23 protein-coding genes are annotated in these 23835 nt (G+C 70.3%); 13 read left to right on the forward strand and 10 right to left on the reverse strand.

Annotated features, from left to right (window positions below; all coding sequences use genetic code 11):
- Positions 1-12: 12 nt before the first annotated feature.
- Both AAG689_RS22700 and AAG689_RS22705 read right to left on the reverse strand, forming a co-directional pair.
- On the reverse strand, positions 13-1014 hold the full coding sequence (locus AAG689_RS22700) for a YhdH/YhfP family quinone oxidoreductase (protein WP_406623891.1): 1002 nt from the start codon (positions 1012-1014) through the stop codon (positions 13-15).
- Between the two features lie 179 nt (positions 1015-1193).
- Positions 1194-2405, reverse strand: coding sequence for a CaiB/BaiF CoA transferase family protein (locus AAG689_RS22705; RefSeq protein WP_406623892.1), 1212 nt, complete (start codon positions 2403-2405; stop codon positions 1194-1196).
- 156 nt (positions 2406-2561) lie between these two features.
- On the opposite strand from AAG689_RS22705, the gene AAG689_RS22710 reads away from it, so the two are divergent.
- The 11 genes from AAG689_RS22710 (at position 2562) to AAG689_RS22760 (ending at position 14003) form a co-directional block, all read left to right on the forward strand.
- On the forward strand, positions 2562-3371 hold the full coding sequence (locus AAG689_RS22710; RefSeq protein ID WP_406623893.1) for an IclR family transcriptional regulator: 810 nt from the start codon (positions 2562-2564) through the stop codon (positions 3369-3371).
- Positions 3372-3389: 18 nt separating this feature from the next.
- Positions 3390-4544, forward strand: coding sequence for an acyl-CoA dehydrogenase family protein (locus AAG689_RS22715; RefSeq protein ID WP_020230496.1), 1155 nt, complete (start codon positions 3390-3392; stop codon positions 4542-4544).
- Between the two features lie 26 nt (positions 4545-4570).
- Positions 4571-5542, forward strand: a complete 972-nt coding sequence (locus tag AAG689_RS22720) for a tripartite tricarboxylate transporter substrate binding protein (protein WP_406623894.1) — start codon at positions 4571-4573, stop codon at positions 5540-5542.
- Positions 5543-5705: 163 nt separating this feature from the next.
- Positions 5706-6797, forward strand: a complete 1092-nt coding sequence (locus tag AAG689_RS22725) for an NAD(P)H-dependent flavin oxidoreductase (protein WP_406623895.1) — start codon at positions 5706-5708, stop codon at positions 6795-6797.
- Positions 6794-7639, forward strand: a complete 846-nt coding sequence (locus AAG689_RS22730; protein ID WP_406623896.1) for an enoyl-CoA hydratase/isomerase family protein — start codon at positions 6794-6796, stop codon at positions 7637-7639. The genes AAG689_RS22725 and AAG689_RS22730 overlap by 4 nt, the downstream gene beginning before the upstream one ends.
- Positions 7640-7686: 47 nt before the next feature.
- Positions 7687-8394: a riboflavin synthase subunit alpha gene (locus tag AAG689_RS22735; protein WP_406623897.1), complete on the forward strand. Its 708-nt coding sequence runs from the start codon at positions 7687-7689 to the stop codon at positions 8392-8394.
- A gap of 35 nt (positions 8395-8429) precedes the next feature.
- Entirely contained in the window at positions 8430-8888 is a 459-nt protein-coding gene (locus tag AAG689_RS22740) for a GNAT family N-acetyltransferase (protein ID WP_406626391.1), read from the forward strand.
- 175 nt (positions 8889-9063) lie between these two features.
- Complete coding sequence (locus AAG689_RS22745; protein WP_406623898.1) at positions 9064-10611, forward strand: acyl-CoA synthetase; 1548 nt, start codon at positions 9064-9066, stop codon at positions 10609-10611.
- Between the two features lie 43 nt (positions 10612-10654).
- On the forward strand, positions 10655-11794 hold the full coding sequence (locus AAG689_RS22750) for a MaoC family dehydratase N-terminal domain-containing protein (RefSeq protein WP_406623899.1): 1140 nt from the start codon (positions 10655-10657) through the stop codon (positions 11792-11794).
- Complete coding sequence (locus AAG689_RS22755) at positions 11794-12999, forward strand: CaiB/BaiF CoA transferase family protein (protein WP_406623900.1); 1206 nt, start codon at positions 11794-11796, stop codon at positions 12997-12999. Before AAG689_RS22750 ends, AAG689_RS22755 begins: the two co-directional genes overlap by 1 nt.
- Before the next feature lie 20 nt (positions 13000-13019).
- A complete protein-coding gene (locus AAG689_RS22760) occupies positions 13020-14003 on the forward strand; it encodes a Bug family tripartite tricarboxylate transporter substrate binding protein (RefSeq protein ID WP_406623901.1) in 984 nt (327 codons plus the stop codon).
- A gap of 27 nt (positions 14004-14030) precedes the next feature.
- On the opposite strand, the gene AAG689_RS22765 is transcribed toward AAG689_RS22760, so the two are convergent.
- The 7 genes from AAG689_RS22765 to AAG689_RS22795 all read right to left on the reverse strand — a co-directional run bounded on the left by AAG689_RS22765 (position 14031) and on the right by AAG689_RS22795 (position 21096).
- A complete protein-coding gene (locus tag AAG689_RS22765; protein WP_406623902.1) occupies positions 14031-14909 on the reverse strand; it encodes an IclR family transcriptional regulator in 879 nt (292 codons plus the stop codon).
- 49 nt (positions 14910-14958) lie between these two features.
- Complete coding sequence (locus AAG689_RS22770; protein ID WP_406623903.1) at positions 14959-15369, reverse strand: PaaI family thioesterase; 411 nt, start codon at positions 15367-15369, stop codon at positions 14959-14961.
- Between the two features lie 110 nt (positions 15370-15479).
- Positions 15480-17522, reverse strand: a complete 2043-nt coding sequence (locus AAG689_RS22775) for a TonB-dependent copper receptor (RefSeq protein ID WP_406623904.1) — start codon at positions 17520-17522, stop codon at positions 15480-15482.
- Between the two features lie 79 nt (positions 17523-17601).
- Positions 17602-17973: a hypothetical protein gene (locus tag AAG689_RS22780; RefSeq protein ID WP_406623905.1), complete on the reverse strand. Its 372-nt coding sequence runs from the start codon at positions 17971-17973 to the stop codon at positions 17602-17604.
- Between the two features lie 138 nt (positions 17974-18111).
- On the reverse strand, positions 18112-19008 hold the full coding sequence (locus AAG689_RS22785; protein WP_406623906.1) for an ABC transporter substrate-binding protein: 897 nt from the start codon (positions 19006-19008) through the stop codon (positions 18112-18114).
- Between the two features lie 4 nt (positions 19009-19012).
- Positions 19013-20926: a ligand-gated channel protein gene (locus AAG689_RS22790; RefSeq protein ID WP_406623907.1), complete on the reverse strand. Its 1914-nt coding sequence runs from the start codon at positions 20924-20926 to the stop codon at positions 19013-19015.
- 5 nt (positions 20927-20931) lie between these two features.
- Entirely contained in the window at positions 20932-21096 is a 165-nt protein-coding gene (locus AAG689_RS22795; protein ID WP_406623908.1) for a hypothetical protein, read from the reverse strand.
- Between the two features lie 149 nt (positions 21097-21245).
- Here AAG689_RS22795 and AAG689_RS22800 point away from each other — a divergent pair, with 149 nt between their 5' ends.
- Positions 21246-21749, forward strand: coding sequence for an NUDIX hydrolase (locus AAG689_RS22800; RefSeq protein WP_406623909.1), 504 nt, complete (start codon positions 21246-21248; stop codon positions 21747-21749).
- On the opposite strand, the gene AAG689_RS22805 is transcribed toward AAG689_RS22800, so the two are convergent.
- Positions 21706-22671 (reverse strand): LysR family transcriptional regulator, encoded by a 966-nt coding sequence (locus AAG689_RS22805; protein WP_406623910.1) that lies wholly within the window; start codon positions 22669-22671, stop codon positions 21706-21708. The two genes, AAG689_RS22800 and AAG689_RS22805, sit on opposite strands and share 44 nt — an antisense overlap.
- A 186-nt stretch (positions 22672-22857) precedes the next feature.
- On the opposite strand from AAG689_RS22805, the gene AAG689_RS22810 reads away from it, so the two are divergent.
- Positions 22858-23835 (forward strand): Bug family tripartite tricarboxylate transporter substrate binding protein, encoded by a 978-nt coding sequence (locus AAG689_RS22810; protein ID WP_406623911.1) that lies wholly within the window; start codon positions 22858-22860, stop codon positions 23833-23835.

Here is a 23835-nt window from a genome sequence, read left to right on the forward strand (position 1 = left end):
GCCAGGGTGCACTCATGCCGCCTCCCCGAACGCCACGAGGGTCCGGCCGCTGGTGGCGCCGGCCAACTGGCGCTGCGCATGCGCCAGGACATTGGCCAGTCCGATCTCATGCACGTCGGGCGCGAGCGCGGCGAAGTCGGGCGCCCAGTCCTGCGCGAGCTTGTGCCACAGGCGCCGCCGCTCTTCCCACGTGGCATTGGCGACCACGCCGAACAGGTGCACCCTGCGCATGATGAAGGGCAGCACGCTGCCGTCGAAGGTGTTGCCGGCTGCATTGCCCACCGAGGCCACCAAACCGCCGTCCTGCATGGAGCGCAGCAGCCAGGCGAGCGTGCCGCCGCCGACGTTGTCGATGGCGGCGGCGAACCGCGCTTTCTCGAGGGGGCGCGGTGGCGTGAGCGCAAGGCCGGCATCCAGCACCTCGCAGGCACCCAGGGCGCGCAGCGCGTCGGCTTGCGCGAGGTCGCGCGTGATGGCCGCCACGCGGTAGCCGGCGCGCGCGAGGATGTGGATGGCCAGGCGCCCCACGGCGCCGCCCGCGCCGGTGACCGCGATCGGGCCGTCATCGGGTTGGAGGCCCCAGGTCTCGAAGCGCTCCAGCGCCATCGCGGCCGTGAACCCGGGCACGCCGATGACCGCGGCCTGCCGTGGCGTCAGCCCCACGGGTATGTGCTGCAGGTGGCGCGCGGGCACGCGCATGACTTCAGAGAGCCCGCCGTCGAAGTCGATCCCGGTCTGGAAGCCGTGCACCAGCACGGCATCGCCGGGGCGGAAAGCCGCGTCGCCGGAGGCGATGACCTCGCCGACCGCCTCGATACCCGGTATGCGCGGATAGCTGGAGATGATGCGGGCCTTGCCCAGCAGGGACAGGCAGTCCTTGTAGTTCATGCCCGCATAGCGGGTGCGCAGCGTGACCTCGCCGGGAGACAACTGGTCGGCCGTGAGGGTTTCCAGGGTCGCGTGCGCCTGTCCGTCCTGCTGGCGCACGACGAGGGCGTGGAAGGGGGTGTGCATGGGTGGGCTCCTTGGGGTCAGAACGTGTGGATGAATCCGGCGTGGCTGAGCGGGCCGCACAAACGTGCGCCATCAAGGCGCAAAGCGCAGCCATAGCGCGGGCTATGACGAGCATTTGCAACGCCGAGGGCGTGCGTTTGTGCGGGACGAGCGGGCATGGCGGATTCGTTCACACGTTCTCAAATCACGCCTTCGGCGCGCAGGTCGGCCAGGTCGGCATCGGAAAGCCCGAACTGCGCATACACCTGCGCGTTGTGCTCTCCCACGGCAGGGCCGGTGCGCGGCGTGGGCAGGTCGCGGCCGGGGATGCGCGGCACGATGCAGGGGGCGGGCAGGCTGCCGTAATCCGGATCGGGCAGGCGGATGATGGCGCCGCGCGCCTGGAAGTGCGGGTCGGCCGCGATGTCGCGGATGTCGTAGACCTTGCTGAAGGGAATCTCGTGCCGCTCCAGCAGGGCCGAGATGTCCGCGAACGGCCGCAGGCGGAACCACTCGGCGATGCCGTTGTCGAGTGCGTCCAGATGGGTGATGCGCTGCGTGGCGGTGCAAAAGCGCGGATCCGCAAGCCACTCGGGCCGGCCCAGTGCCTCGCACAGGCGCACGAAGATCGCCTGCGAGGACGCGACCATCGAGAAGTAGATGCCGTCCTGGCTTTGGTACATGTTGGACGGCGCCGTGTAGGTGGTGCGGTTGCCCACGGCGTGCCGCACCTGCCCCAGTTGCTCATGCTCCACGGCCAGCGGGTCCAGCAGGCGAAACAGCGCCTCCGTCGCGGAGAGGTCCACTTCGCAGCCGGGGGCTTGCGGGTCTGCGCGCAGACGTGCGATCTCGGCGGCGATGGAAAAGGCGCAGAACACGCCCGCGACCGCGTCGCCCACCGGAAAGTTGCTGTGCAGCGGAGAGCGGCCGGCCTCGCCCGTGAGATTGGTGAAGCCGCTCATGGCCTCGAACACGCGCGCGAACCCCGCCCGGGCGCGGTACGGGCCGGTCTGCCCGAAGCCCGTGAGGCGCACGACGACCAGGCGCGGGTTGGCCTGGTGCAGGGTGGCGATGTCCAGCCCCCACCGGTCCATGCTGCCGCTGCGGAAGTTCTCCACCAGCACGTCGAAGTGGGGAAGCATGGACAGCAGCAACGCGCGCCCGCGCGGCTTGCGCACATCCAGCGTGATGCCGCGCTTGCCGCGGTTGGCCACCTTCCACCACAGCGGAGAACCGTCCCGGATGGGCTGCATGTGGCGCAGCGCGTCGCTGCCGTCGGGCAGCTCCAGTTTCACCACGTCCGCGCCGTGGTCTGCGCACAGCGTGGCGCCGCTGGGAGCCGCCAGCACGGTGGCCATGTCGAGGATGCGCACGCCGGCCAAAGCGCCAGTGGTCGAGGAGGAAGAGGTCATGCAAACACGTGAAGAGGCGTGAAGGGATTGCGTTTGTGCCAGCCCGCACCGTGCCCGGCAAGACCATGGTTTGCACAGCGAAACATGGGGCGCAATCCTGTTGACGCTCGCGGAGCCGCGCCGAATCATGGCGCCTCCTGATCGCACACTCGCACCGTGAAATCCATCCCTCTCCCCGGGCTCGTCAACCCGCATGACCTCTCCGCCGACCGCCAGTTCTCGATGAACCTGGCGCGCGGCCTGGAGGTGCTGCGCGCCTTCACGGCCGCCACGCCCTTGCTGGGCAACCGGGAGATCGCGGACCGCACCGGCCTGCCCAAGCCCACGGTCTCCCGGCTGACGTACACGCTCACCCTGCTGGGCTACCTGAGCCGCGATGCCCATGGGCAGAAATACCGCCTGGGGCCGGGCGTGCTGTCGCTCGCGCACCCCCTGCTCGCGAGCATGCAGGTGCGCCAGTTGGCCAAGCCGCTCATGGAGTCACTGGCGCGCACGACGGGCTGCACCGTCAACCTGGGCGTGCGCGACCGCGACCAGCTCGTCTACATCGACTCCGTGCGCGCGGACTCCACCAACCAGCACCTGCCGGACATCGGCACCACCCGCCCGCTGCTGCCCTGCGCCATGGGGCGTGCGCTCATCCTGGGGTGCGCGGCTGGCGAGCAGACGGCCATCCTGAACTTCCTGAAGGTGAAGAACCGTGCGGAGTTCGAGCAGTACCGGCCGGTCTGGGAGGCCGACAGGAAGCGGTTCGCCGCGCACGGCTACTGCCATTCGAAGGGCGACTGGCGCAAGGAAATCCACGCCATCGCGGTGCCCGTGCGCAGCACGTTGGGCGACTCCCCGCTGGCGCTCAACTGCACGATCACCGCGCACCGGGCGCCGCGCGAGCGGCTGAGCCGGGAAGTGGCGCCGCTGCTCAAGGAAGCCGTTCATCAGCTCGAAATCGCCCAAGGGCTGCGCTAGTCACTTACGAGGAAAACCATGATCAGAGACGCCAAGCAACTGGAAGCCATGCTCCAGGAAATCCGCACGTTCTTGCGCACCGAATGCCTGCCCATCGAGGCGCAAGTGGACGCGACGGACGAGATCCCCGAACCCGTGGTGCAGCGCATGCGCGAGCTGGGCCTGTTCGGGCACAGCATCCCCGAGGAGTACGGCGGCGCCGGACTCACCACGGAAGAACTGGCGATGGTGAACATCGAGGTCTCGCAGGTCGCCACCACCTTCCGCGCGCGCTTCGGCGGCAACACGGGCATCGCGTCCGAGTCGCTGGTGGTGGATGGCACGCCCGAGCAGAAGCGCCGCTACCTGCCGCTGCTGGCCAGCGGCGAGGTGACCGGCTGCTTCGCCCTGACCGAGCCCGACGCGGGATCGGACGCCACGGCGCTGCAGACCCTGGCGGTGCGCGATGGCGACCACTACGTGATCACCGGGCGCAAGTGCTTCATCACCAACGCGCCCATCGCCAACCTGTTCACGGTGTTCGCGCGCACCGACCCGCAGTCCAAGGGCGCGCGCGGCGTCACGGCCTTCCTGGTGGAGCGGGGCGCGCCCGGCCTGAGCACGCCGGCGGCCTACCGCAAGATGGGCCAGCACGGCTCGCCCGTGGGCGAGGTGGTACTGGACCAGGTGCGGGTGCACGAAAGCGCCATCGTCGGCGGCGTGGCTGGGCAGGGCTTCAAGACCGCGATGAAGGCCCTCAACAAGCAGCGCATCAATCTGGCCGGCCTGTGCGTGGGCCCCGCGATACGGCTGGTGGACGAAATGGTGCGCCGCGCGCAGACGCGCAGGCAGTTCGGCCAGCCCGTGGGCGAGTTCCAGCTGGTGCAGCAGATGATCGCCGAGAGCAACACCGAGGTGCACGCCGCGCGCGCGCTGGTGCTGGAAACCGCGCGCAAGCGCGACGACGGCATCGACGTGACCATGGAAGCCTCCATGTGCAAGCTGTTCGCCTCGGAAATGTGCGGCCGCGTCGCCGACCGCGCGGTGCAGCTCTTCGGCGGCGGCGGCTACATCGCCGACAACGTGGCCGAGCGCTTCTACCGCGACGTGCGCCTGTTCCGCCTGTACGAAGGCACCAGCCAGATCCACCTGACCAACATCGCCAAACGCACCCTGGCCGCCGCGGCCGCTTGACCCTCATCACTACTCAGGAGACAACCATGAAGAAGTTCATCCCGCTGGCCTGCGCGGCCGTCCTCGCCGCGGCCCCGCTGGCCGCGACCCATGCGCAAGCGCCGTATCCGAACAAGCCCGTGCGCATCATCGTGCCATTCTCCGCCGGCGGCATCGTGGACTCGGTGGCCCGCTTGGTCGGGGACAAGCTCTCCACGATGAATGGCCAGCCGTTCATCGTGGAGAACAAGACCGGCGCGGGCGGCGCCATCGGCACCGACTTCGTGGCCAAGGCCCCGGCCGACGGCTACACCCTGCTGCTCGTGAGCCCGAGCCACGCCGTGGGCCCCAGCCTGCAGAAGGTGGGCTGGAACCCCGTGCGCGACTTCAAGGCGATCGCCGGCTTCGGCATCGTGCCCAACGTGGTCGTGGTGCACCCCAGCGTGCAGGCCGCCACCATGGCGCAGCTGGTGGAGCTGGCCAAGAAGAGCGACCCGCCGCTGACCTATGCGACGGCGGGCCTGGGTACCTCCAACCACTTGTCGGGCGAGCTGCTGGCGCAGGAGGCCCACATCAAGCTGACCCACGTGCCCTACAAGGGACAGACGGACGCGCTCAACGACCTGCTGGGCGGCCGCGTGGCCATGATGCCGCTGACCGCGGCGCTCGCCATGCCGCACGTGAAGACCGGCAAGCTGCGCGCGCTGGCCGTCACCACGGCCAAGCGTGCGAGCGCGATACCGGACCTGCCGACGGTGGCTGAATCGGCCAACCTGCCCAACTACGAGGTCGGCACCTGGTTCGGCCTGGTGGCGCCCGCCAGCACACCCGCGCCGGTGCTGCAGAAGCTGGCGGCGGATGTCGAGCGGGTGGTGGCTCAGCCGGACGTGCAGGCCAAGTTCGCCTCGCTGGGCATGGAGCTGGCGCTGCAGACCCCCGCGCAGTTCGATGCCTTCGTCGCGAAGGAGTACGACAAGTGGGCAAAGGTCATCAAGCAAGCCGGCATCGAGGCGAATTGAAATGAAACACCCCCTGAGTCGCTTCGCGCCTTCCCCTCTCTCACGCTGCGCGTGGGAGGGGGACGCAGCCAGCGCGGCGGGGCGGCCCTTGCGCGGCTGCCTGCGCCTGGGGCGCGCCAGTTTCATGCGGCGCGGGTGGTGCGCAGCGCCGAGGAAAACTGAGATGACTTTGCTGCGCACCCCCATCTGCGACATCCTGGGCATCCGGCACCCGATCTTCGGCTTCTCGCACGAGCCCGACGTGGTGGTTGCCATCGCCGAGGCGGGAGGTTTTCCGGTGCTGGGGCTCGGGCGCGATGCACCCGGGCAGATCCCGGCCATCGTCGAGGACGTGGAGCGCCGCCTGGGCGGGCGGCCTTATGGCATCGACCTCATGCTGCCCGCCAAGGTGCCCGCGCAGGCCGACCCGAGCGACCTGAAGGCAGCGCTGCCGCCCGAACACGTGGCGTTCGTGGAGGGCCTGCGCGCGCGCTTCGCCGTGCAGCCGCCTCATGCGCCGAGTTTTTTCACCATGCATGCGCGCTCCGAGGCGCTTTTCCAGGCGCAGATCGACGCCGTGCTGGCATCGAACGCCCGCGCGGTGGTCACGGCCATCGGCCTGCGCGCCGGGCTCATCGCGCAGGCGCGCCAGCGCGGCAAGCTCACCATGTCGCTCGTGGGGAACGTGCGGCATGCGCGCAAGGCGCTGGACATGGGCGTGGACGTGCTCGTGGCGCAGGGCTACGACGCGGGCGGGCACACGGGGCCGATCGGCACGCTGTCGCTGCTGCCGCAGATCGTGGAGGCCGCGCAGGGCCGGCCGGTGCTGGCTGCGGGCGGCATCGCCACGGGCGCCCAGGTGCTGGGCTGCATCGGCGCCGGCGCGCAGGGCGCTTGGCTGGGCACGCTGTGGATGGCTGCGCGCGAGAACCACACGCCTCCCGCGCTGCTGCAGCGCCTGATCGACAGCGGCAGCGACGACACGGTGATCTCGCGTGCCCACAGCGGCAAGCCCTGCCGCGTGGTGCGCAGTGCGTGGATCGACGCCTGGGAGGAGCCCCAGGCGCCCGCGCCGCTGGGCATGCCCTACCAGCAGGCGCTGACCGGCGACGTGTTCGTCTCCATCCACGAGCACGGCGATGCCGCGCTGATCTACGAGGCGGCGGGCCAGAGCGTCTTCGGCATCCGGAACGAAACCACGGTGGCCGCGCAGATGGCGCAGCTGGTGTCCGAGATGCAGGCGGCCTGGCAGCGCCTGAACGGCTTCGTCGCATGACGGTCCACGCCTTGCGGGCCTCCGTGCTCACGGTCCACGGCGGCATCGCCGAGCTGGTGCACAACCGCCCGGAGGCGAGAAACCCGCTGTCCTCGGAACTTCGCCAGGACTATGTCGACATGCTCGACCGGGTGGAGGCCGACGACAGCGTCCGCGTGCTGCGCTTGCGTGGCGCGGGCGGCAGCTTCTGCGCCGGCGGCGACTTGGCGGAGATGAAGCAGCGCGTGCTGGAGCCCGGGCCGGACGCCGCCGCCGCGACCCGCCGGCGCATCGCCGCGGCCTCGGTGTGGCTGCGCAGGCTGCTGGCGCTGCGCGCCGTGGTCATCGCCGAGGTCGACGGGCCCGCCGTGGGCGCGGGCTTCAGCCTGGCCCTGCATGCCGATTTCGTGCTGGCCAGCGATGCGGCGCGGTTCTGCATGTCGTTCGCGCGCGTGGGCGCCGTGCCGGACTTCGGCGCCCACCACCTGCTGCCGCGCGTGGTGGGGCTGGCCGCCTCGCGCGACCTCCTGCTCACCGGGCGCACGCTCGGCGCGCGGGAGGCGCACCGGCTGGGCATCGTGCACGCGGTCGTCCCATCGCCATCGCTGGCCGAGTCGGGGCAGCGCATGGCCGCGCAGTTCCTGCAGGCGCCCGCAGAGGCGCTGGCCATGAGCAAGGCCATCCTGCTGGGCAGCTTCGAGACCGGCTACGCCGCGGTGTCGGCCATGGAGGCGCAGTCCCAGGCCATCGCCATGGCATCGGCCTACCATGCGGACGCGGTGATGCGCTTCACCGCCCGCCAGCCGCTGCGCTACGACTGGGACCGGGACGGGCTGGCGCTGGAGGATGCCGCGGCGCCCTGATCCGCGGGTGGCAGAATCCCGGGGCCTCGTCTCCTCCCCATCCAGCCATGTTCACAGGCATCGTCCAAGCCACGGCGGGCATCGCCGCCATCACCGACCGCGCGGGCCTGCGCACGTTCACCATCGACTTTCCCGAGGGCTTCTGCGAAGACCTCGCCATCGGCGCCAGCGTGTCCACGGACGGTGTGTGCCTCACGGTGGCCGAGATCCTCTCGCCCACGCAGGCCGTGTTCGACGTGATGCAGCAGAGCCTGAACATCACCACGCTGGGCCGCTTGCGCGAGGGCGACCGCGTGAACGTGGAGCGCGCGGCCAAGGATGGCGCGGAGATCGGCGGCCACCCGCTGTCGGGCCACATCGATTTCACCGGCACGCTCGTACAACGCCGCGAGTTCGACAACAACCTCGTCTGGCGCGTGGCCGTGCCCGAGGCGTTTCGCCGCTACGTCTTCGCCAAGGGCTACATCGCCATCCACGGCGCGAGCCTCACGGTGGCCGAGGTGGACCGTGCCGAGGGCTGGTTCGAGGTCTGGCTGATCCCCGAGACGCGCCGCGCCACGGTGTTCGAGGGCAAGCAGGTGGGCGATGCGCTCAACATCGAGATCGAGCGCAGCACCCAGGTGGTGGTCGATACGGTGCGCGAGGCCGTGCAGGAAAGCCTGGGGCGCCTGCAGCCCGTACTGGAGGCGCTGCTGAAGGAAAAGGGCTTGTCGCTCGAAGACTTCGTGCAGCCACCGCCGTTGCCCAAGCCTTGATCCGAACCCTTGATCCGCGCGACCTGCCAGGCCTGATGGAGGTGCAGCGGGCCTGCTACGGCGAAGGCTTCGTCGAGAGCGCCGAGGTCTTCGCGCGGCGGCTGGCCAGCCCCGCGAACTGCTCGCTGGCGGCGGAGCAGGGCGGCCGCATCGTGGGCTATCTCGCGGCCTACCGCTCGCTGCTCGGCAAGGTCACGCCGCTGCGCGGCGACTTCGAGGCCGTGGATGCGCCCAACACGCTCTACGTGCACGACATGGCCGTGCTGCCCGCATGCGCGGACCAGGGCATTGCGCGTGCATTGCTCGCGCCGCTGCTGCACGGCGCGCGCGGCGAGGGCCTGCGCCACAGCGCCCTGGTGGCCGTGCAGGGCGCGCAGGGCTACTGGGCGCGCCACGGCTATGCACCCTGGGCGCTGCACGACACGGCGCAGTGGCAGCGCCTCGTGGGCTATGGCTCGGACGCCGTCTACATGGCGATGAAGCTACTGAAATAGTAGCTGCTTGCGCTTGCTGCATAAGCGCTGGAGGCCGATTTGATTCAAATTCTCCGTGCCATGGAAGGAGCAATGGCGCACGAATATTGATTGTATATAGACAATAAGAAGTTGTATTTGACAATTATTCGTCGGATTCCGAAACTGGGTGCACCTCAAAGGAGACACGCACCCCATGCCCCGACTCACCGATTACCAGAGCTATGCGGACGCCCAGGCGCATTTCTCGGCCGAGAAACTCTGGGAGCTTTTCGATGGCGACCGCGAGCGCCTGAACATCGCCCACGAATGCGTGGACCGGCATGCTGATAGCGGCCGCGACGCGCTGGTCGTGGCCCACGCGGACGGCACCGACGAGGTCATCACCTACCGCGCGCTGGCCGAGGATTCGTCGCGCTTCGCGCACTGGCTGGAGCCGCGCGGCATCCAGCCGGGGCAGCGCGTGGCGATCATGCTCGACCCCTCGCGCGCCTTCTACACGGCGATGTTCGGCGTCATCAAGCGCGGCGCCATCGCCGTGCCGCTGTTCACGCTGTTCGGCCCCGACGGCATCCGCCTGCGCGTGGATGACTGCCAGCCCGCGCTGATCGTCACGAACGCCGAGAAGCAGCCCGTCGCCACTGCCGTGACGCAGGTGCCGGTGCTGGTCTATGACGACGCCTTCCACGCCGGCCTGCAGGCGCTGCCTGCGCACTACGCGGTGCAGACGAGGGCCGACGACCTGGCGGTGTTCCAGTACACCTCGGGCACCACGCGCGAACTGCCCGACGCCGTGAAGCACACGCACAAGGCGCTGGTCACGCTCACGGTGGCTGCGCTCTACGGCACGGGCCTGCGGCCGGGCGACCGGTTCTTCTGCCCCTCGTCGCCCGCATGGGGGCACGGCCTGTGGCACGGCACGCTGGCGCCGCTGGGCATGGGGCTCACGGTGGGCGCGTACAGCGGGCGCTTCAACCCGGAACGGCTGCTGCAGGCGCTGTCCGTGCACCGCTTCACCAACATGTCGGCCGCCGCCACGCACTACCGCATGATGAAGAACTGCGGCAAGGCGGGCGACTACACCTACGGCTTCGACAAGCTCTCATTCACCGGCGAGCCCATCGACGACGACACGGCCGACTTCGTGCGCAAGACCTTCGGGCTGGAGGTCTGCAGCATGTACGGCACCACCGAGATCGGCGTGGTGCTGGCGAGCTACCCCGGCGCGCCCGATTTCCCCGTCAAGCGCGGCTCGCTCGGCAAGCCGGTGCCGGGCACGCGCATCGAGGTGCACGATGCCGAAGGCCGGCCCTGCCCGCCGGGCGCCACGGGCCAGCTCATGGTGCTGCGCAGGGGCGAATGGGTTCCCACCAAGGACCTGGGCCGCGTCGACGAAGACGGCTACTACTTCCACGCGGGCCGCGCCGACGACGTGATCATCTCCGCCGGCTGGACCATGAGCGCGGTGGAGATCGAGAACGCCATCCTGCTGCACGCCGACGTGCTCGAAGCCGCGGCCATCGGCGTGCCCGACGAGGTGCGCGGCCAGGTCGTCAAGGCCTTCGTCGTCACCCACCGCCAGCCCGGCGAGCCGTTCGTGCAGGAAATCCAGGACCTGGTGCGCTCCAAGCTCAGCCAGCATGAATACCCGCGCCACGTGGCCTTCGTGCCCGAACTGCCCAAGACCCCCGCCGGCAAGGTGCACCGCAAGGTGCTGCGCGAGCGCGAAGCCGCCGCGCACTGACCCGACCCCTTTCGTTCACCCACCACCCTCACAGGAGACAAACATGTCCACGACCACCCAGCGCAGCTTCCCCAAGATCACGGAAAGCGGCCTCGACGAACTGCGCCAGCGCCTTGGCCAGAAGATCGGCAACACCATCGAGCCCTGGTGCTACGAGGCCACGCGCGACAACATCCGCCACTACGCCCACGGCATCGGCGACGACAACCCGCTGTGGTGCGACCCCGACTACGCGGCCAAGACGCACTACGGCGGCATCGTGGCGCTGCCGAGCTTTCTGTTCGCCACCAGCCGCATCGTCTCGGGGTACGTGGGCGGCCTGCCGGGCGTGCATGCCATGTGGTCGGGCGCGGACTGGACCTGGCACAAGCCCATCCGCCGCAACGATGCGATCCACACCGAGGCGCACCTGAAGGACCTGATCGAGCACCAGACGCGCTTCGCCGGTCGCGCCGTGCAGCAGATCTACCACGTGGACTTCTTCAACCAGACCGGCGACAAGGTGGCCGAGGCCGACAGCTGGTGCTTCCGCACCGAGCGCGACCATGCGCGCGAGCAGGGCACCAAGTACCAGGAGGTGCGCGCGCGCGAACCGCGCCGCTACACCGACGAGGAACTGGGCGAGGCCTACAAGCTCTACCGCAACGAGGAAGTGCGCGGCGCCACGCCGCGCTACTGGGAGGACGTGAAGGAAGGCGAGGAGCTGCCTACCATGTTCAAGGGCCCGATGACGGTGACCGGCTTCATCGCCTATGCGCAAGGCTGGGGTGGCCTGTACATCCGCGCCAACAAGCTCGCGTGGAAGCTCATCGACCAGCACCCGGGCGTGGGCATCAAGAACCGCTTCGGCATCCCGGACTGCCCCGAGCGCGTGCACTGGGAGGAAGACTTCGCGCTCGAAGTCGGCGCGCCCGGCGCCTACGACTACGGTCCGGAGCGCACCTCGTGGCTCACGCACCACCTGACCAACTGGATGGGCGACACGGGCTTCCTGCACAAGGCGAGCTGCAAGATCCGCCGCCACAACCCCGAGGGCGACATGCTGTTCATCAAGGGCCGGGTGAAGCGCAAGTTCATCGAAAACGGCCAGCACATGGTCGAGATCGAGCAGGAGGCGCGCAACCAGGACGACGAACTGTCGGTCGTGGGCGGCGGCGTGGTCGTCCTGCCCTCGCGCAGCTGATGGCCATGAACGCCGCGCTGCACGGCCTGAAAGTGGTGGACCTGACCCGCGTGCTCGCGGGCCCGCTGTGCACCCAGATGCTGGCCGACCATGGCGCGCGGGTCGTCAAGGTGGAGCCGCCCGGCGGGGACGAGACCCGCCAGCTCGGCCCGCCGTTCGACCTGGACGGCCATGCGGCCTACTTCTCGGCGCTCAACCGGGGCAAGCGCTCCATCAGCCTGGATCTGTCCACGCCCGGCGGGCAGGAGGTGCTGCACCGGCTGCTGGCCGATGCGGACGTGCTCATCGAGAACTTCCTGCCCGGCACCATGGAGCGCTGGGGTCTGGGCTATGAGCAGGCGCTGGCGGCGCGCTACCCCCGGCTGGTCTATTGCAGCGTGAGCGGCTTTGGCGCAGACGGCCCATTGGGCGGCCTGCCCGGCTACGACGCCGTGCTGCAGGCCCTGTGCGGCGTGATGAGCATCAACGGCGACGCCGCGACGGGCGCGACCCGCGTGGGCATCCCCGTGGTGGATCACCTCACGGGCTACGTGGCGCTGTCGGGCATCCTGATGGCGCTGCTCGCGCGCGGCGCCAGCGGCCAGGGCCAGCGCGTCGAGGCCACGCTGTACGACACGGCGCTGAGCCTGCTGCTGCCGCACGCGTCGAACTGGTTCGCCTCGCAGCAAAGCCCGGCGCTGCTGGGCAGCGCGCACCCCAACATCGCGCCCTACGACAAGTTCCGCGCGCGCGATGGCGAGCTGTTCATCGGCATCCTCAACGACGGGCAGTTCCGGCGCTTCTGCAGCCATGTGGGCCTGGAGGCCTTGCTTGCCGACGCGCGCTTCGCCTCCAACACCGCGCGGCTGGCGCACCGCGCGGCGCTGCGCTCGGCCATCGAGGCGGCCATCGCCGGGCGCGACTGCGGCCCGCTGTGCGATGCGCTGATGCGCTCGGGCGTGCCCGCCGGGCCCGTCCTCTCGGTGCCACAAGCGCTGGCGCACCCGCACTGCGCGCACCGGCAGATGCTCGTGCGCGCCGGCAGCTACACCGGCCTGCGCGCACCCATGCGCCTGGCCGGAACGCCCGGTGCGCCGGGCGCCCCGCCCCCGCCTTCGCCCAGCACGCGGGCGAGGTGCTGGGCGAGCTGGGCTTCACGGAGCCGCAGCGCGAGGCCCTGCACGCCAGCGGCGCGGTGCCCCTGCCCGCCCATTGATTCAAGATAACGACCCAGGAGACAAAAACCATGCGCCAGTTCGTCGCTTCATGCGCGGCCGCCCTCTGCGTTCTCGCCGGTACGCCCATCCATGCCCAAGGCCCCCAGGCCGCGCCGCCGGCCTATCCCGGCAAGCCCGTCAAGGTCGTCGTCGCGTATGCGGCGGGCCAGGGCACGGACATCGCCACCCGCTACATCGCCGACCTGATGGCCAAGGACCTCGGCCAGGCCTTCGTGATCGACAACCGCCCCGGCGCGGGCGGCAACCTCGGCACCGAGATCGCGGCCCTGGCTCCGCCCGACGGCTACACGCTCACCATGGGCACCAACGCCACCCACGTGCTCAACCAGTTCCTCTATGCCAAGGTGCCGTTCGACGCGGAGAAGGACTTCGAGCCCATCGGCCTGGTGGGCACGTTCCCCATGGTCGTGGCGGTCAACAGCGGCGTGCCCTTCGCCTCGGCGGCGGGGTTGCTGGAGGCCGTCAAGCGCAAGCCCGGCTCGGCCGACATCGCCATGCCCAGCACCACGGCGCGCCTGGTGGTGGAGCTGCTCAAGGAGCGCACCGGCGTGGCCCTGTTCGGCGTGCCCTACAAGGGCTCGGGCAACGCCATGACCGACGTGCTCGGCGGCCAGCTGCCCGTGATCGTGGACACGCCCACGGCCTTGCGCCCCCACCTGGCCGCGGGCAAGGTGAAGGCCATCGGCGTCACCTCGGCCCAGCCCAGCGGCCTGGTGCCGGGCGCCAGGCCGGTCGCGGAGCAGGGCATCGAGGGCTTCGAGGTGATCGCCTGGAATGCGCTCTACGCGCCCAAGGGCACGCCGCCCGCCGTGGTCGCCGCCCTGAACGCCGCGCTCAACAAGGCGCTGGCGCGGCCCGAGACGCGCCAGAAGCTGCTGGAGCTGGGCTTCGAGCCCGCAGGGGGCACGCCGGCGCAGCTTGCCGAGTTCGCGCGTGCCGAGCGCAGGAAGTGGGGGCCGCTGATCCAGGCGGCAGGCATCCGTGCGGATTGACCGCGCCCGGCGGGCGGCTCCCGCCCGTCAGACCCCTTCCACCAGCAGTCCGGAAATCTCCCGCGCCTCGCGCATCATCTCCTGCGCCAGCAGATCGGTGGCCACGGTCGTGAGCTGGCTGCTCAGGCCCACCACCACCACGGTGTAGGCCAGCCGCCCGCCCGCCACGAAGACGGGCACGGCGACCACCGTCAGGCCGGCCATGAAGTTGTCCCGGTCGACGCTGAAGCCCTGCGTGCGGGCCAGCTCCACTTCCTTCTTCCAGGCCTCGAAGCGCGGCGCCTTGTCCCAGGGGATCTGCGCGAAGCGCTTGCGCAGCTCCGCCGCGCTGTCGCCGCCGTGCGCCGCGATGAGCCGGCCGGTGGCGCTGACCAGCGTGTCGAAGCGGCTGCCCACGTCCGTGTGCACGCGGAACGGCTGGTTCGAGTGCGACAGCGCCAGCACTACCGCCGATCCCTTGGCCGCTACCTCCACGCCCATGGCCGTGACCCCGAAGCGCCCGGCCAGCCGGTCGAGCGCAGGCTGGATGAGCTGCGGGAAGCCGCTGCGGTCCAGCACGCTGCGCGCCAGGCTGATCATGCCGTTGCCCAGCGCGTAGCGCTTGGTGGCCGCGTCCCAGGTGACCAGCTCCTCGGCCACCAGCACGCGCAGGATGTGCAGGCAGGTGCTGGGCACCAGCGCCAGTTCGTCGGCGATGGCCTTCACGCCCAGGGGCTGGCCGACGCGGCCCAGCAGCCGCAGGATGGCGATGGAGCGGCTGACGGCGGGCACGGGGCGCACGCGCACCGTGCGGCCGGCCGCAGGGCTCTTGTCGGTGGTCTTGGCCTGTTTCTTTGCGGGCATGGCGGAGCTGGGAGAGTGGAGCCGCCCCAGGGGCCCCAGCCAGCTGGCGGTGGCGGCCGTCATGGCCCGGGGCGGCGGGACACCGCCCATCTTAGAGCGCGGGTGCGGCCCGTCACGGCGCCAGCACCTTCATGAGGGCCTGCGCGGCGAGCACGGGACTGCCTTCCACCGCCACCTCGCCGCGCATGAACACCAGCGTGCCGGTGCGCCGCACCACCTGCGCGCGCGCCTGCGCCAGCTGGCCCGCGCGCACCGGGCCGATGAAGTGCGTGTCGAGCTGCAGCGTCAGGCAGGGCTGGCGGGCGCAGGCCTCCCAGGCCACGCTGCTGATGGCGTGGTCCACCAGGGTGGCCAGGGCGCCGCCGTGCACCACGCCGGCGGGGTTGAGGTGGGCTTCCTCCGCGAGGAGGGCGTAGGTCCATGCGTCGCCGTCGCGCCGCGTCCACAGGGGGCCCGCCCGGCCCATGAAGCCCGGCAGCTCGCGCCGTTTCCAGTGCTGTTGGACAAGCTCCTCAGGGGTCATTTCCGTGCTCCGTGGCGGGGTGGCTTCCGGGTGTGCAATGAGTGTATCAATGAAATAATTTTGTATATATACAAAAACTCATTGCACAGCCTGGCCCCGGCGGCGCGGGCCTAGAACGCCACGTCCGCGCGCAGCCAGAGCGTGCGCCCGGGCTCGTGGATGCGCACGCTGCCGGGGTAGCCGAAGCCGGCGTTGCCCGCCAGGTTCAGGTGCTCGGCATAGGTCTTGTCGAACAGGTTGTCCACACCGGCCGCGAGCTTGAGGCGCCGGTTCACGCGGTAGCCCGCGTTGAGCGAGAACACGCCGAAGCCGGCGCTGGCGCCCAGGTCCTGGCCCACCACGTTGCCCTGGCCGTCGGCATGGCGGCGCTGCGCGGCGGCCACGCGCCACAGTGCGCCCGCGCTCCAGGGGCCCTGCGCGTAGTCCAGGCCCAGGCGGGCTTCGAGCGGGGGCATCTGCGGCAGCGGGCGGCCGTCGGTGGTGTTGCGGCCCCAGGCGTAGGCCAGCGTGCCTTGCAGCGTCCAGGCCGCGTCCAGGCGCCGGCTGCCGCCCAGCTCCAGCCCGGCGGTGCGCGCATCCACGTTGCGCACCCGCGCGCCGGCCATGCCCTGGTAGTCGAACAGGATGTAGTCCCGCACCTGCCCCAGGTAGGCCGAGCCCCAGAGCTGCCAGCCCTCGCCCTGCCAGCGCGCGCCCACGTCGAGCTGCGTGGTCTTCTCGGGCTGCAGCGTGGCGAAGGCGGCGGCGCTGTTGGCGGGGGAGATCAGTTCCCAGTAGTCGGGGAAGCGCTGCACGTGCCCCAGGCCCGCGTAGACGGAGGCGCCTTGCGGCGCCAGCGTGCGCTCCCAGCGCACGAAGCCGCCGGGCAGGGCGTGGCGCGCGCGGTGCTCGGCCGTCGCCATTGGGGCCATGCCGCCCATGCCGCCCATGCCGCCCATGCCGCCGCCGGCAGCGTAGCGCCAGGCCTCGGCTCGGTCCAGGCGCAGGCCGCCGGCCCAGCGCGTGTCCTCGCGCGCCTGCCAGGCCAGTTCGGCGAACGCGCCCAGGCCGGAGAACTTCGCGTCGCGCTGCCAGGGCTGGGCGCCGTAGGGCTGGCTGGGCGTGCCGCTGCGCTTGTCGTGCGGGCTGCGCAGGAAGTCCAGCCCCGCCACCAGCGACAGCGCCTCGGCCGGCTGCAAGGTGGCGGCCACGCGCCCCCCGGTGGTCGTGCGCCGCACGTTGCTGGCCATGCCGCCGGCCATCATGCCGGTGGCGGGCGGGGTGCGCAGCGTGAAGTTGTCCATCACGTGGTCGGCCTCGTTGCGGTAGAGCTGCGCCTCCAGCTTGGCGAGCCAGGGCGTGATGTGGTGCTGCTCGAAGCGCAGGCCCCAGCTGTCGCGGCGGAACTGGCTGCCGTCCATGCCCCGGCCGCCGTAGCGGGCCTGGCCGTCGCCGACGCCGGCGCTCAGCTCCAGCAGGGTGTGGGCGTCGGGCGTGAAGCCCAGGGCCACGTCGGTGTTCCACTTGTCCCAGGCCGAGGGCACGCGGCGGCCCTGGCCGTCACGGTAGTCCTGGCTGTGGGAGTGATTGGCCGTGGCGCGCACGTACATGCGGTCGCTGCCGGCCTGCAGATCGGCGGTCTGGTCGTTGCGGCCGGCGCTGGCGCCGAGCAGGCTGGCGCTGAAGCGCACGTTGCCCTCGCTGAAGTCGGGCCGCTCGCGGTCGAAGCGCACCACGCCGGCCGAAGCCCCCGGCCCCCAGACGACGGTCTGCGGCCCCTTGATGACGGTGAGCGCGTCGAAGGTGTCCGGCGAGATGTAGGAGCTGGGCGCATCCATGCGCGCGGGGCAGGCGCCCAGCATCTGCGCGCCGTTGGTGAGCAGCGGCAGGCGCGAGCCGAACTGGCCGCGGAACACCGGGTCGCTGTTGGAGCCGCCGCTGCGGATGGCCGAGAAGCCGGGAATGGTCTTGAGGTAGTCGGCCGCGTCGCTGGCCGGCACGGGCTGGCGCGGCTGCTTGGGGTCGGCCACGACGTGGACGGGCGAGTGGTCGTGCACGGCGGTGACGACGACATCGGGCAATGCGTTATCAAGGGCCAGCGCGGGGCCGGCCAGCAGCAGTGCGCAGAGGGTGGGGCAGGCGCGCGCGCCCGCATGCGAGAGGGTAGGGGTCATGAAAGCATCCACGCCCGAACGCGGCTGCGTTCAGGCAAGCACAAGGGAACCGCGCCGCACTGGGCGCGGGGAGGAACCGTCAGGCGTGGAAGGAGGGCGGCCCGCGCGCGGGCAGCGGGGCCTGGGCGCGCCAGGCAGGCAGGGGCGCGGCGGGGCTGGGGCGCGCCAGGTGCGCCGGCGGCGCGGGTGGACGCGCGGCCGCGAGCCGCAGGGCGGGCGGCGTGGCGAGCGCCACGCACAGCAGACAGCCGGGGTCGAGGTGGTGGGCGTGCTCGGCGGCCGGGGCGTCGTGCCCGGTGTGCGGCGCGGTGGCGCACACGTCGGCGGGCTGGAGCTGCGCCAGCGCCATACGGGTGGGCACGCCCGCGAACAGCGCCGCGAGCCAGGCCAGCACGAACGCCGCGAGCACGGCGGTGCCCAGGTGGCGGCGGTGGCGCAGGCGTTCCAGCATGGGCGTGGATTCTCGCCGCAAATGGCGGCGCTTCCAAAAGAGGAGCTGCTTGCGCTTGCTATTCCTTTGATCCAGGATCAAATCACATGGAAATCATGGAGGAGCAAGCGCAAGCAGCTATGTTTTTGGGAGCATCCTTCAAAGCCCCGCGGCCGTGTACGCCTGCCGTAGCTGCGCGATGTTGTTCAGCAGCGCCGTCGGCCCGCTGCTGCCCATCAGGTACCAGCCCTTGGGGTCGAGGAACACCACCTGCCCCTTGCGGCCCGCGCGCGTGGCCTTGACCTGCGGGTGGTCGAACACCTGCTGCGCTGGCACGATGGCGCCGCCGCCCGCGGCCTGGCCGGTGGCGGTGTTGCGGTCGATCACGTAGATCCACGCGGGGTCGAGCCGGGCCATGTCGTCGAAGGTGTAGGGCGTGCCGCGCGGCGGCACGTCCTGGGCGGCGATGGCCGAGCGTGCGCCCAGCACATCGAACAGGAAGCCGAAGCGCCCGCCCGGCGCCTGCGGCACGAGGGTCTGGTTGATCTGCAGGAGCAGCAGGCCCGGCGCGGCGCGCGCGGCCTGCCGGCGCAGCGCGGCGGCCTCGGCCTCGATCCTGCGCACCAGCGCGCGGCCCTGGGCCTGCCTGCCGTAGAGGCGGGCGATGGCGTCGATGTTGCGCGACACGTCTTCCACGAGGTGTTGCGGGCGCACGCCCATGTCCAGCGTGGGCGCGATCTTCGCGAGCGTGTCGCGGCGCGCGGCCGAGCGTCCGCCGACGATGACGAGGTCGGGCCGCAGGCGGCTCAACGCGTCGTAGTCGGGCTCGAACAGGCTGCCGGCCGGCTCGGCGCGGGCCGCATAGCCCGCGAGGTAGGCGGGCAGCTGCGCCCGGGGCACGCCCGCCACGGGCAGGCCCAGGGCGTGGAAGATGTCCAGCGCGCCCAGGTCGTAGACCACCGCGCGGCGGGGCGCGGCGGCCTGCGCGCCGCCCGCGCCCAGCAGCAGCGGCGCGCCCAGGGCGAAGGCGCGGCGGGTGAGGAGGGCGGGGCGCATCGCGTCAGAACCCCACCGTGAGGCTGACCCAGTAGCGGCGGTCGTCGTACACGGCGCCGTAGGACTCGTCGGTCACGTGCTTGTCGAGCAGGTTGTAGATGCCCGCGCCGAGCTTGACCTGCTTGGAGAAGTCGTAGTTCAGGCCCACGTCCACGAAGGTGTACGAGGGCGTGCCCTTGGCCATGGAGGTGCGGCTCAGGTAGTCGGAGGTCTTGCCGCGGAAGTTCGCGCGGCTCCACACATTCATCTGCGCCGTAGCGCGCCAGTCGGCCGTGGCGTTGAGCATGTGCCTGGGCATCTTGTTGAGCGGCTGGCCCTGGAAGGCGCCGCTCTTTTGCTCGGAGTGCGTGTAGGTGTAGTTGGCGGCCAGGCGCACGGCGTCGGTGGCGCTCCAGGTCGTCGTGGCCTCGATGCCGCGCATGTTGGCCTCGTCCACGTTGATGCGGTCGCTGATGAACTTGTAGGCCGTGCCGTTGATGGTGCAGTTGCCCGCCGAGATGCTGGCGCCGTTGCTGCCCGAGTCCACGCAGCGGCGCTGTTCGGTGATCTTGTCCTTGAAGTCGGTGTTGAACACCGTCAGGCTGGCGCTGAGGTCGCGCCGGTTGTCCCAGACCACGCCGATCTCCTGGCTGGTGCTCTTCTCGGGCTTGAGGTTGGGGTTGCCCACGATCACGGCCGGGTCGCCTCCGCCGCCGGTGATCTGGCCCCAGTCGGCTACGGCCGCGCGCAGGCTGGGCGCCTTGAAGCCGGTGGAGACGCCGCCCTTGACGCTGAGCTGGTCGGTGGCCTTCCACACGCCGTACAGGCGCGGCGTCCAGTGCGTGCCGTAGTTCTCGTCGCGGTTCAGGCGCAGGCCGGCGGTGAGCGCGAAGCGCTCGGTCATGCTCCACTCGTTCTCGGCGAACAGCGCCCACTGGTAGCGCTCCAGCGTGTCGATGGGGTTGGCGGTGACGAGCTGGTTGCCCTTGTCGCCGAGCTTCTCGTTCTTGTACGAGATGCCCAGCGTCGTCAGGTGGTTGCCCAGCGGCATCGTGATCTGGCTGTTGAACTCGGTGTTCTTGATGTTCATGCTGCGGCCGGGGTTGTCCACCTCCTCCTGCTGCAGGTAGGTGCTCGACGTGCCCACGGCCCAGCGGCCCACGTGCGAGAGGCTGTAGAGCGTCTTGTCGTAGCCGCTGGCCGACGCGGTGTTGGGCGTGCAGCGCCCGCTGCGGCAGGTCTCCAGCGCCATGCTCTTGCCGGGCGTGGAGATGCGGTCCTGCAGTGTGCGGCCCAGTTCGAACGTGATGTCGTGGTCCTTGTTGGGCGTCAGGCTCAGCTTGACGGTGCCCGAGGTCGTGTCCTGCTCGTTGAAGCCGTTGAGGAACCTGTCCTCGTTGCGGCGCGACTTCTGGCCGTAGACCTGCAGGCCCAGCAGGTCCGTCTGGACCGGGCCGCCCAGGAAGAAGTTGGTCTGGTAGATGTCGCCCGATTTCGACGCCTCCTGCTGCTGCGTCTCCAGCCGCACCGAGCCCGTCCACGCCTGGGGCACCTTGCGCGTGATGATGTTCACCACGCCGCCCATCGCGTCGGAGCCGTAGAGCGAGGACATCGGCCCGCGCACCACCTCGATGCGCTCGATCGCCTCGATCGGCGGCAGCCAGCCCTGCTCGATGCCGGGGCCGTCGCTGTTGGGGCGCGTCTCGCGCGAGTTCTGCCGGCGGCCGTCCACCAGCAGCATGGTGTAGGCGGACGCCATGCCGCGGATGCTGATGTCGCTGGAGCTGCCGCCGCCCGTGACGACCACGCCGGGCACGTCCTTGAGCGCGTCGGTCACGTCCTTATAGGTCTTCTTCTCCAGCTCGGCGCGCGGGATCACGGTGATCGAGGCGGGCGCGTCCTCCACCGCCTGCTCGAAGCCGGAGGCGGTCACCACCACGGTGTTCAGCGTGGCCTCGGTCTGGGCCTGCGCGGCGCCGGCGGCCAGCAGGCCCGCGGCTGCCAGGGACAGGGCGAGCGCGCGCGGCGCGGCGCGCGGGCGTCGTTGGAGAAGGAAATGGCGCGCGCGGCGGTGCCGCGCACCGCCACGGCGGTAGCAATGGATTGCATGGGAAAAGCCCTCGAAAGAAGAATCACGGGCGGCCGCAGGGCCGCGCAGGCGTTCGCGCTGTTATGAATTTAATATTGCGAATCATTCTTATTATAGTTTTGTAAAGTCGGGAAAGCGGCCGTCACCGGGGCTGGCGATAATCGCGGCCATGCCCAACCGCTGGAAACCCAACGTCACCGTGGCCGCCATCGTCGAACGCGAGGGCCGCTTCCTGCTCGTGGAGGAAGACACCGCCGACGGCCTGCGCCTGAACAACCCCGCGGGGCATCTGGACCCAGGCGAATCGCCCATCGCCGCCTGCGCGCGCGAGGTGCTGGAGGAGACGGCCTACGACTTCGAGCCCACGGCGCTGGTGGGCGTGTACCTGAACCGCTTCACCCGCACGCGCACGGGCGACGACATCACCTACCTGCGCTTCGCGTTCACCGGCCAGGTGGGTGCGCACCATGCCTGGCGCGGCCTGGACGACGGCATCGTGCGCACTGTGTGGATGACGCTGGCCGAGCTGCGCGCCAGCGCCGACCGCCACCGCAGCCCGCTGGTGCTGCAGTGCATCCTGGATTACCTGGCCGGCCGGCGTGCGCCGCTGGCGCTGATCCACACCGACGCTAGCGTGCTGCAGCCGCCGGCCCGGTCCCACCGGGGCGGCTGATCTCCCGGGCGATCTGGACGAAGGCCTCGATGGTTTCCGAGTACAGGTCCTTGTTCCAGACGACGCCCACCGCGCCGAACCGGATCACGCGGTCGATGGCCACCTTGTGCACCATCGCGTGCGCCGACTGGTAGCGCGTCATCTCTTCCGAGCACACGCCGATGTAGTTGCCGCTGTGCAGCAGCGTCAGCAGCGTGGTGATGGCGGCGGTCTCCACCTTGGGCTGCAGCCAGGGGGCGCCCGCGTCGATCAGGGCCGAGTCCCACTGGCCGCGCATGGTCGTGCCCTTGGGCGGCACGATCCACTGCTCGTGCACCAGCGAGCCCAGCGGGTGCAGGCCGGTGTCGCCCCAGAGCGGGCTGCCCCGGCCGACGACCACGCAGATGTCATCCTCGAAGAGGGTCTCGTACTGCAGGCCCGAGTGGTAGGTGCGCGCGTCGATGGTGCCGAGCACCACGTCCAGGTCCCGGCGCGCCAGGCGCTCCAGCAGCGTTCCCACGGGCTGCTCGGTCACGGTGACGGACACCTCCGGGTGCAGGCGCTGGAAATGCGTGACCGCCATGGGCAGCACCCGCGCCACGCCGGACCACACGCTGCCCACGTGCAGGCGCGTGGTCTTGCCCCGGGCGGAGGCGTTCAGCGCCTGGCCCGCGCGGGACACGTCGCCCAGCACGCTGATCGCCAGCCGCTTCATCAGCTGGCCCGCGGGCGTCAGCTCCAGCCGGCGCCCGCCGCGCACCACCAGCGGCGCGCCGACCAGGCTTTCCATCTCGGCCAGCCAGTGCGACATGGCCGACTGCGTCATGTGCAGCCGCACGGCGGCCTCGGTCAGGGTGCCGGCCTGCTCCAGCACCAGCAGCGACTCCAGGTGCCGCACCTTGAGCCGGCGCGCCCAGGTGAATCCGTCCGCCAGATCGCTCATGAGCAAAACCTAATACCAGCAGCAATTAATTTCAGTGGCCCCGCGCAGGGACAGTGGAAATAATGGGCCATATGTCTCCGGCTGCGGCCGGAGCCGCGGCAAGTATTTTCGTGATGGGTATTTCTAAATTCCGGGCGAATACCGTGCGGCGGTTATGTGCGAATCATTTTGATAAAGGCAAGGAATATGGAGAACAAGGGGATTCAGCGCCGCGCGCTCGTCATGCTCGCGGCCGCCGCCGGGGTGCACCAGGCCTGGGCACAGGACTATCCGTCGCGCCCCATCCGGCTGGTGATCCCGCAGGGGCCGGGCTCGGGCGCGGATGCCACGGGCCGCCAGCTCGCGGATTTTCTCTCGAAACACCTGAATGCGTCGGTGGTCGTCGATAACAAGCCGGGCGCCAATGGCATTTTGGCATCGTCCATCGTCGCCAAGGAAAAGCCCGACGGATATTCCATTTTCCTCACCAGCGTTTCCCTGGCGAGTTTCAACCAGCACCTCTACAAGAAGGTGCCGTACGACGCGCTCAACGACTTCACCTACATCGCGCCCGTCGCGGACGCGAGCTTCATGGTGGTCGCCAGCAAGCAAAGCGGCATCCGCAGCTGGGCGGACTTCGTGAAGAAGGCCCAGGCGGAACCCGGGCGGCTGACCTACGCCAGCGGCGGCCTGGGCAATTCCACGCACCTGTACATGGAGAAGATCGCCCGCGACCTGAAGCTGGACCTGCGCCACATTCCCTACAAGGGCTCCGGCCCGGCGCTGATGTCCGTCGTCTCCGGCGAGACCGACCTGATGTGCGTCACCACGGTCACCGCCCTGCCGCAGTACGAGGCCGGCACCGTGGTCGCGCTCGCGCAGTCGGGCGACAGCCGCTCCAGCCGCATGCCCGCGATTCCGCTGGTCAAGGAGCTGGCGCCGCAGATGCCCGCGCTGCCCGGCTGGTACGCGCTGGTGGGCCCGGCGGGCCTGCCGGCCGACGTGGTCAGGAAGCTCTCCGGCGCCGTGATGGCCTTCCTGGACGACGAGACGAACAAGCGGCGGCTGAACGAGCAGTTCCTGTTCCCCATCCCCGGCACCAGCGAGCAGATCAAGGCGCGTGCCGTGCAGGAGGCCAAGGTCTGGGGCGAGCTGATCAAGTCCCTCAACATCAGCCTGGACTGA

The organism is Acidovorax sp. SDU_ACID1 (genome assembly GCF_045291395.1).
Taxonomy (GTDB): Bacteria; Pseudomonadota; Gammaproteobacteria; order Burkholderiales; family Burkholderiaceae_C; genus MR-S7.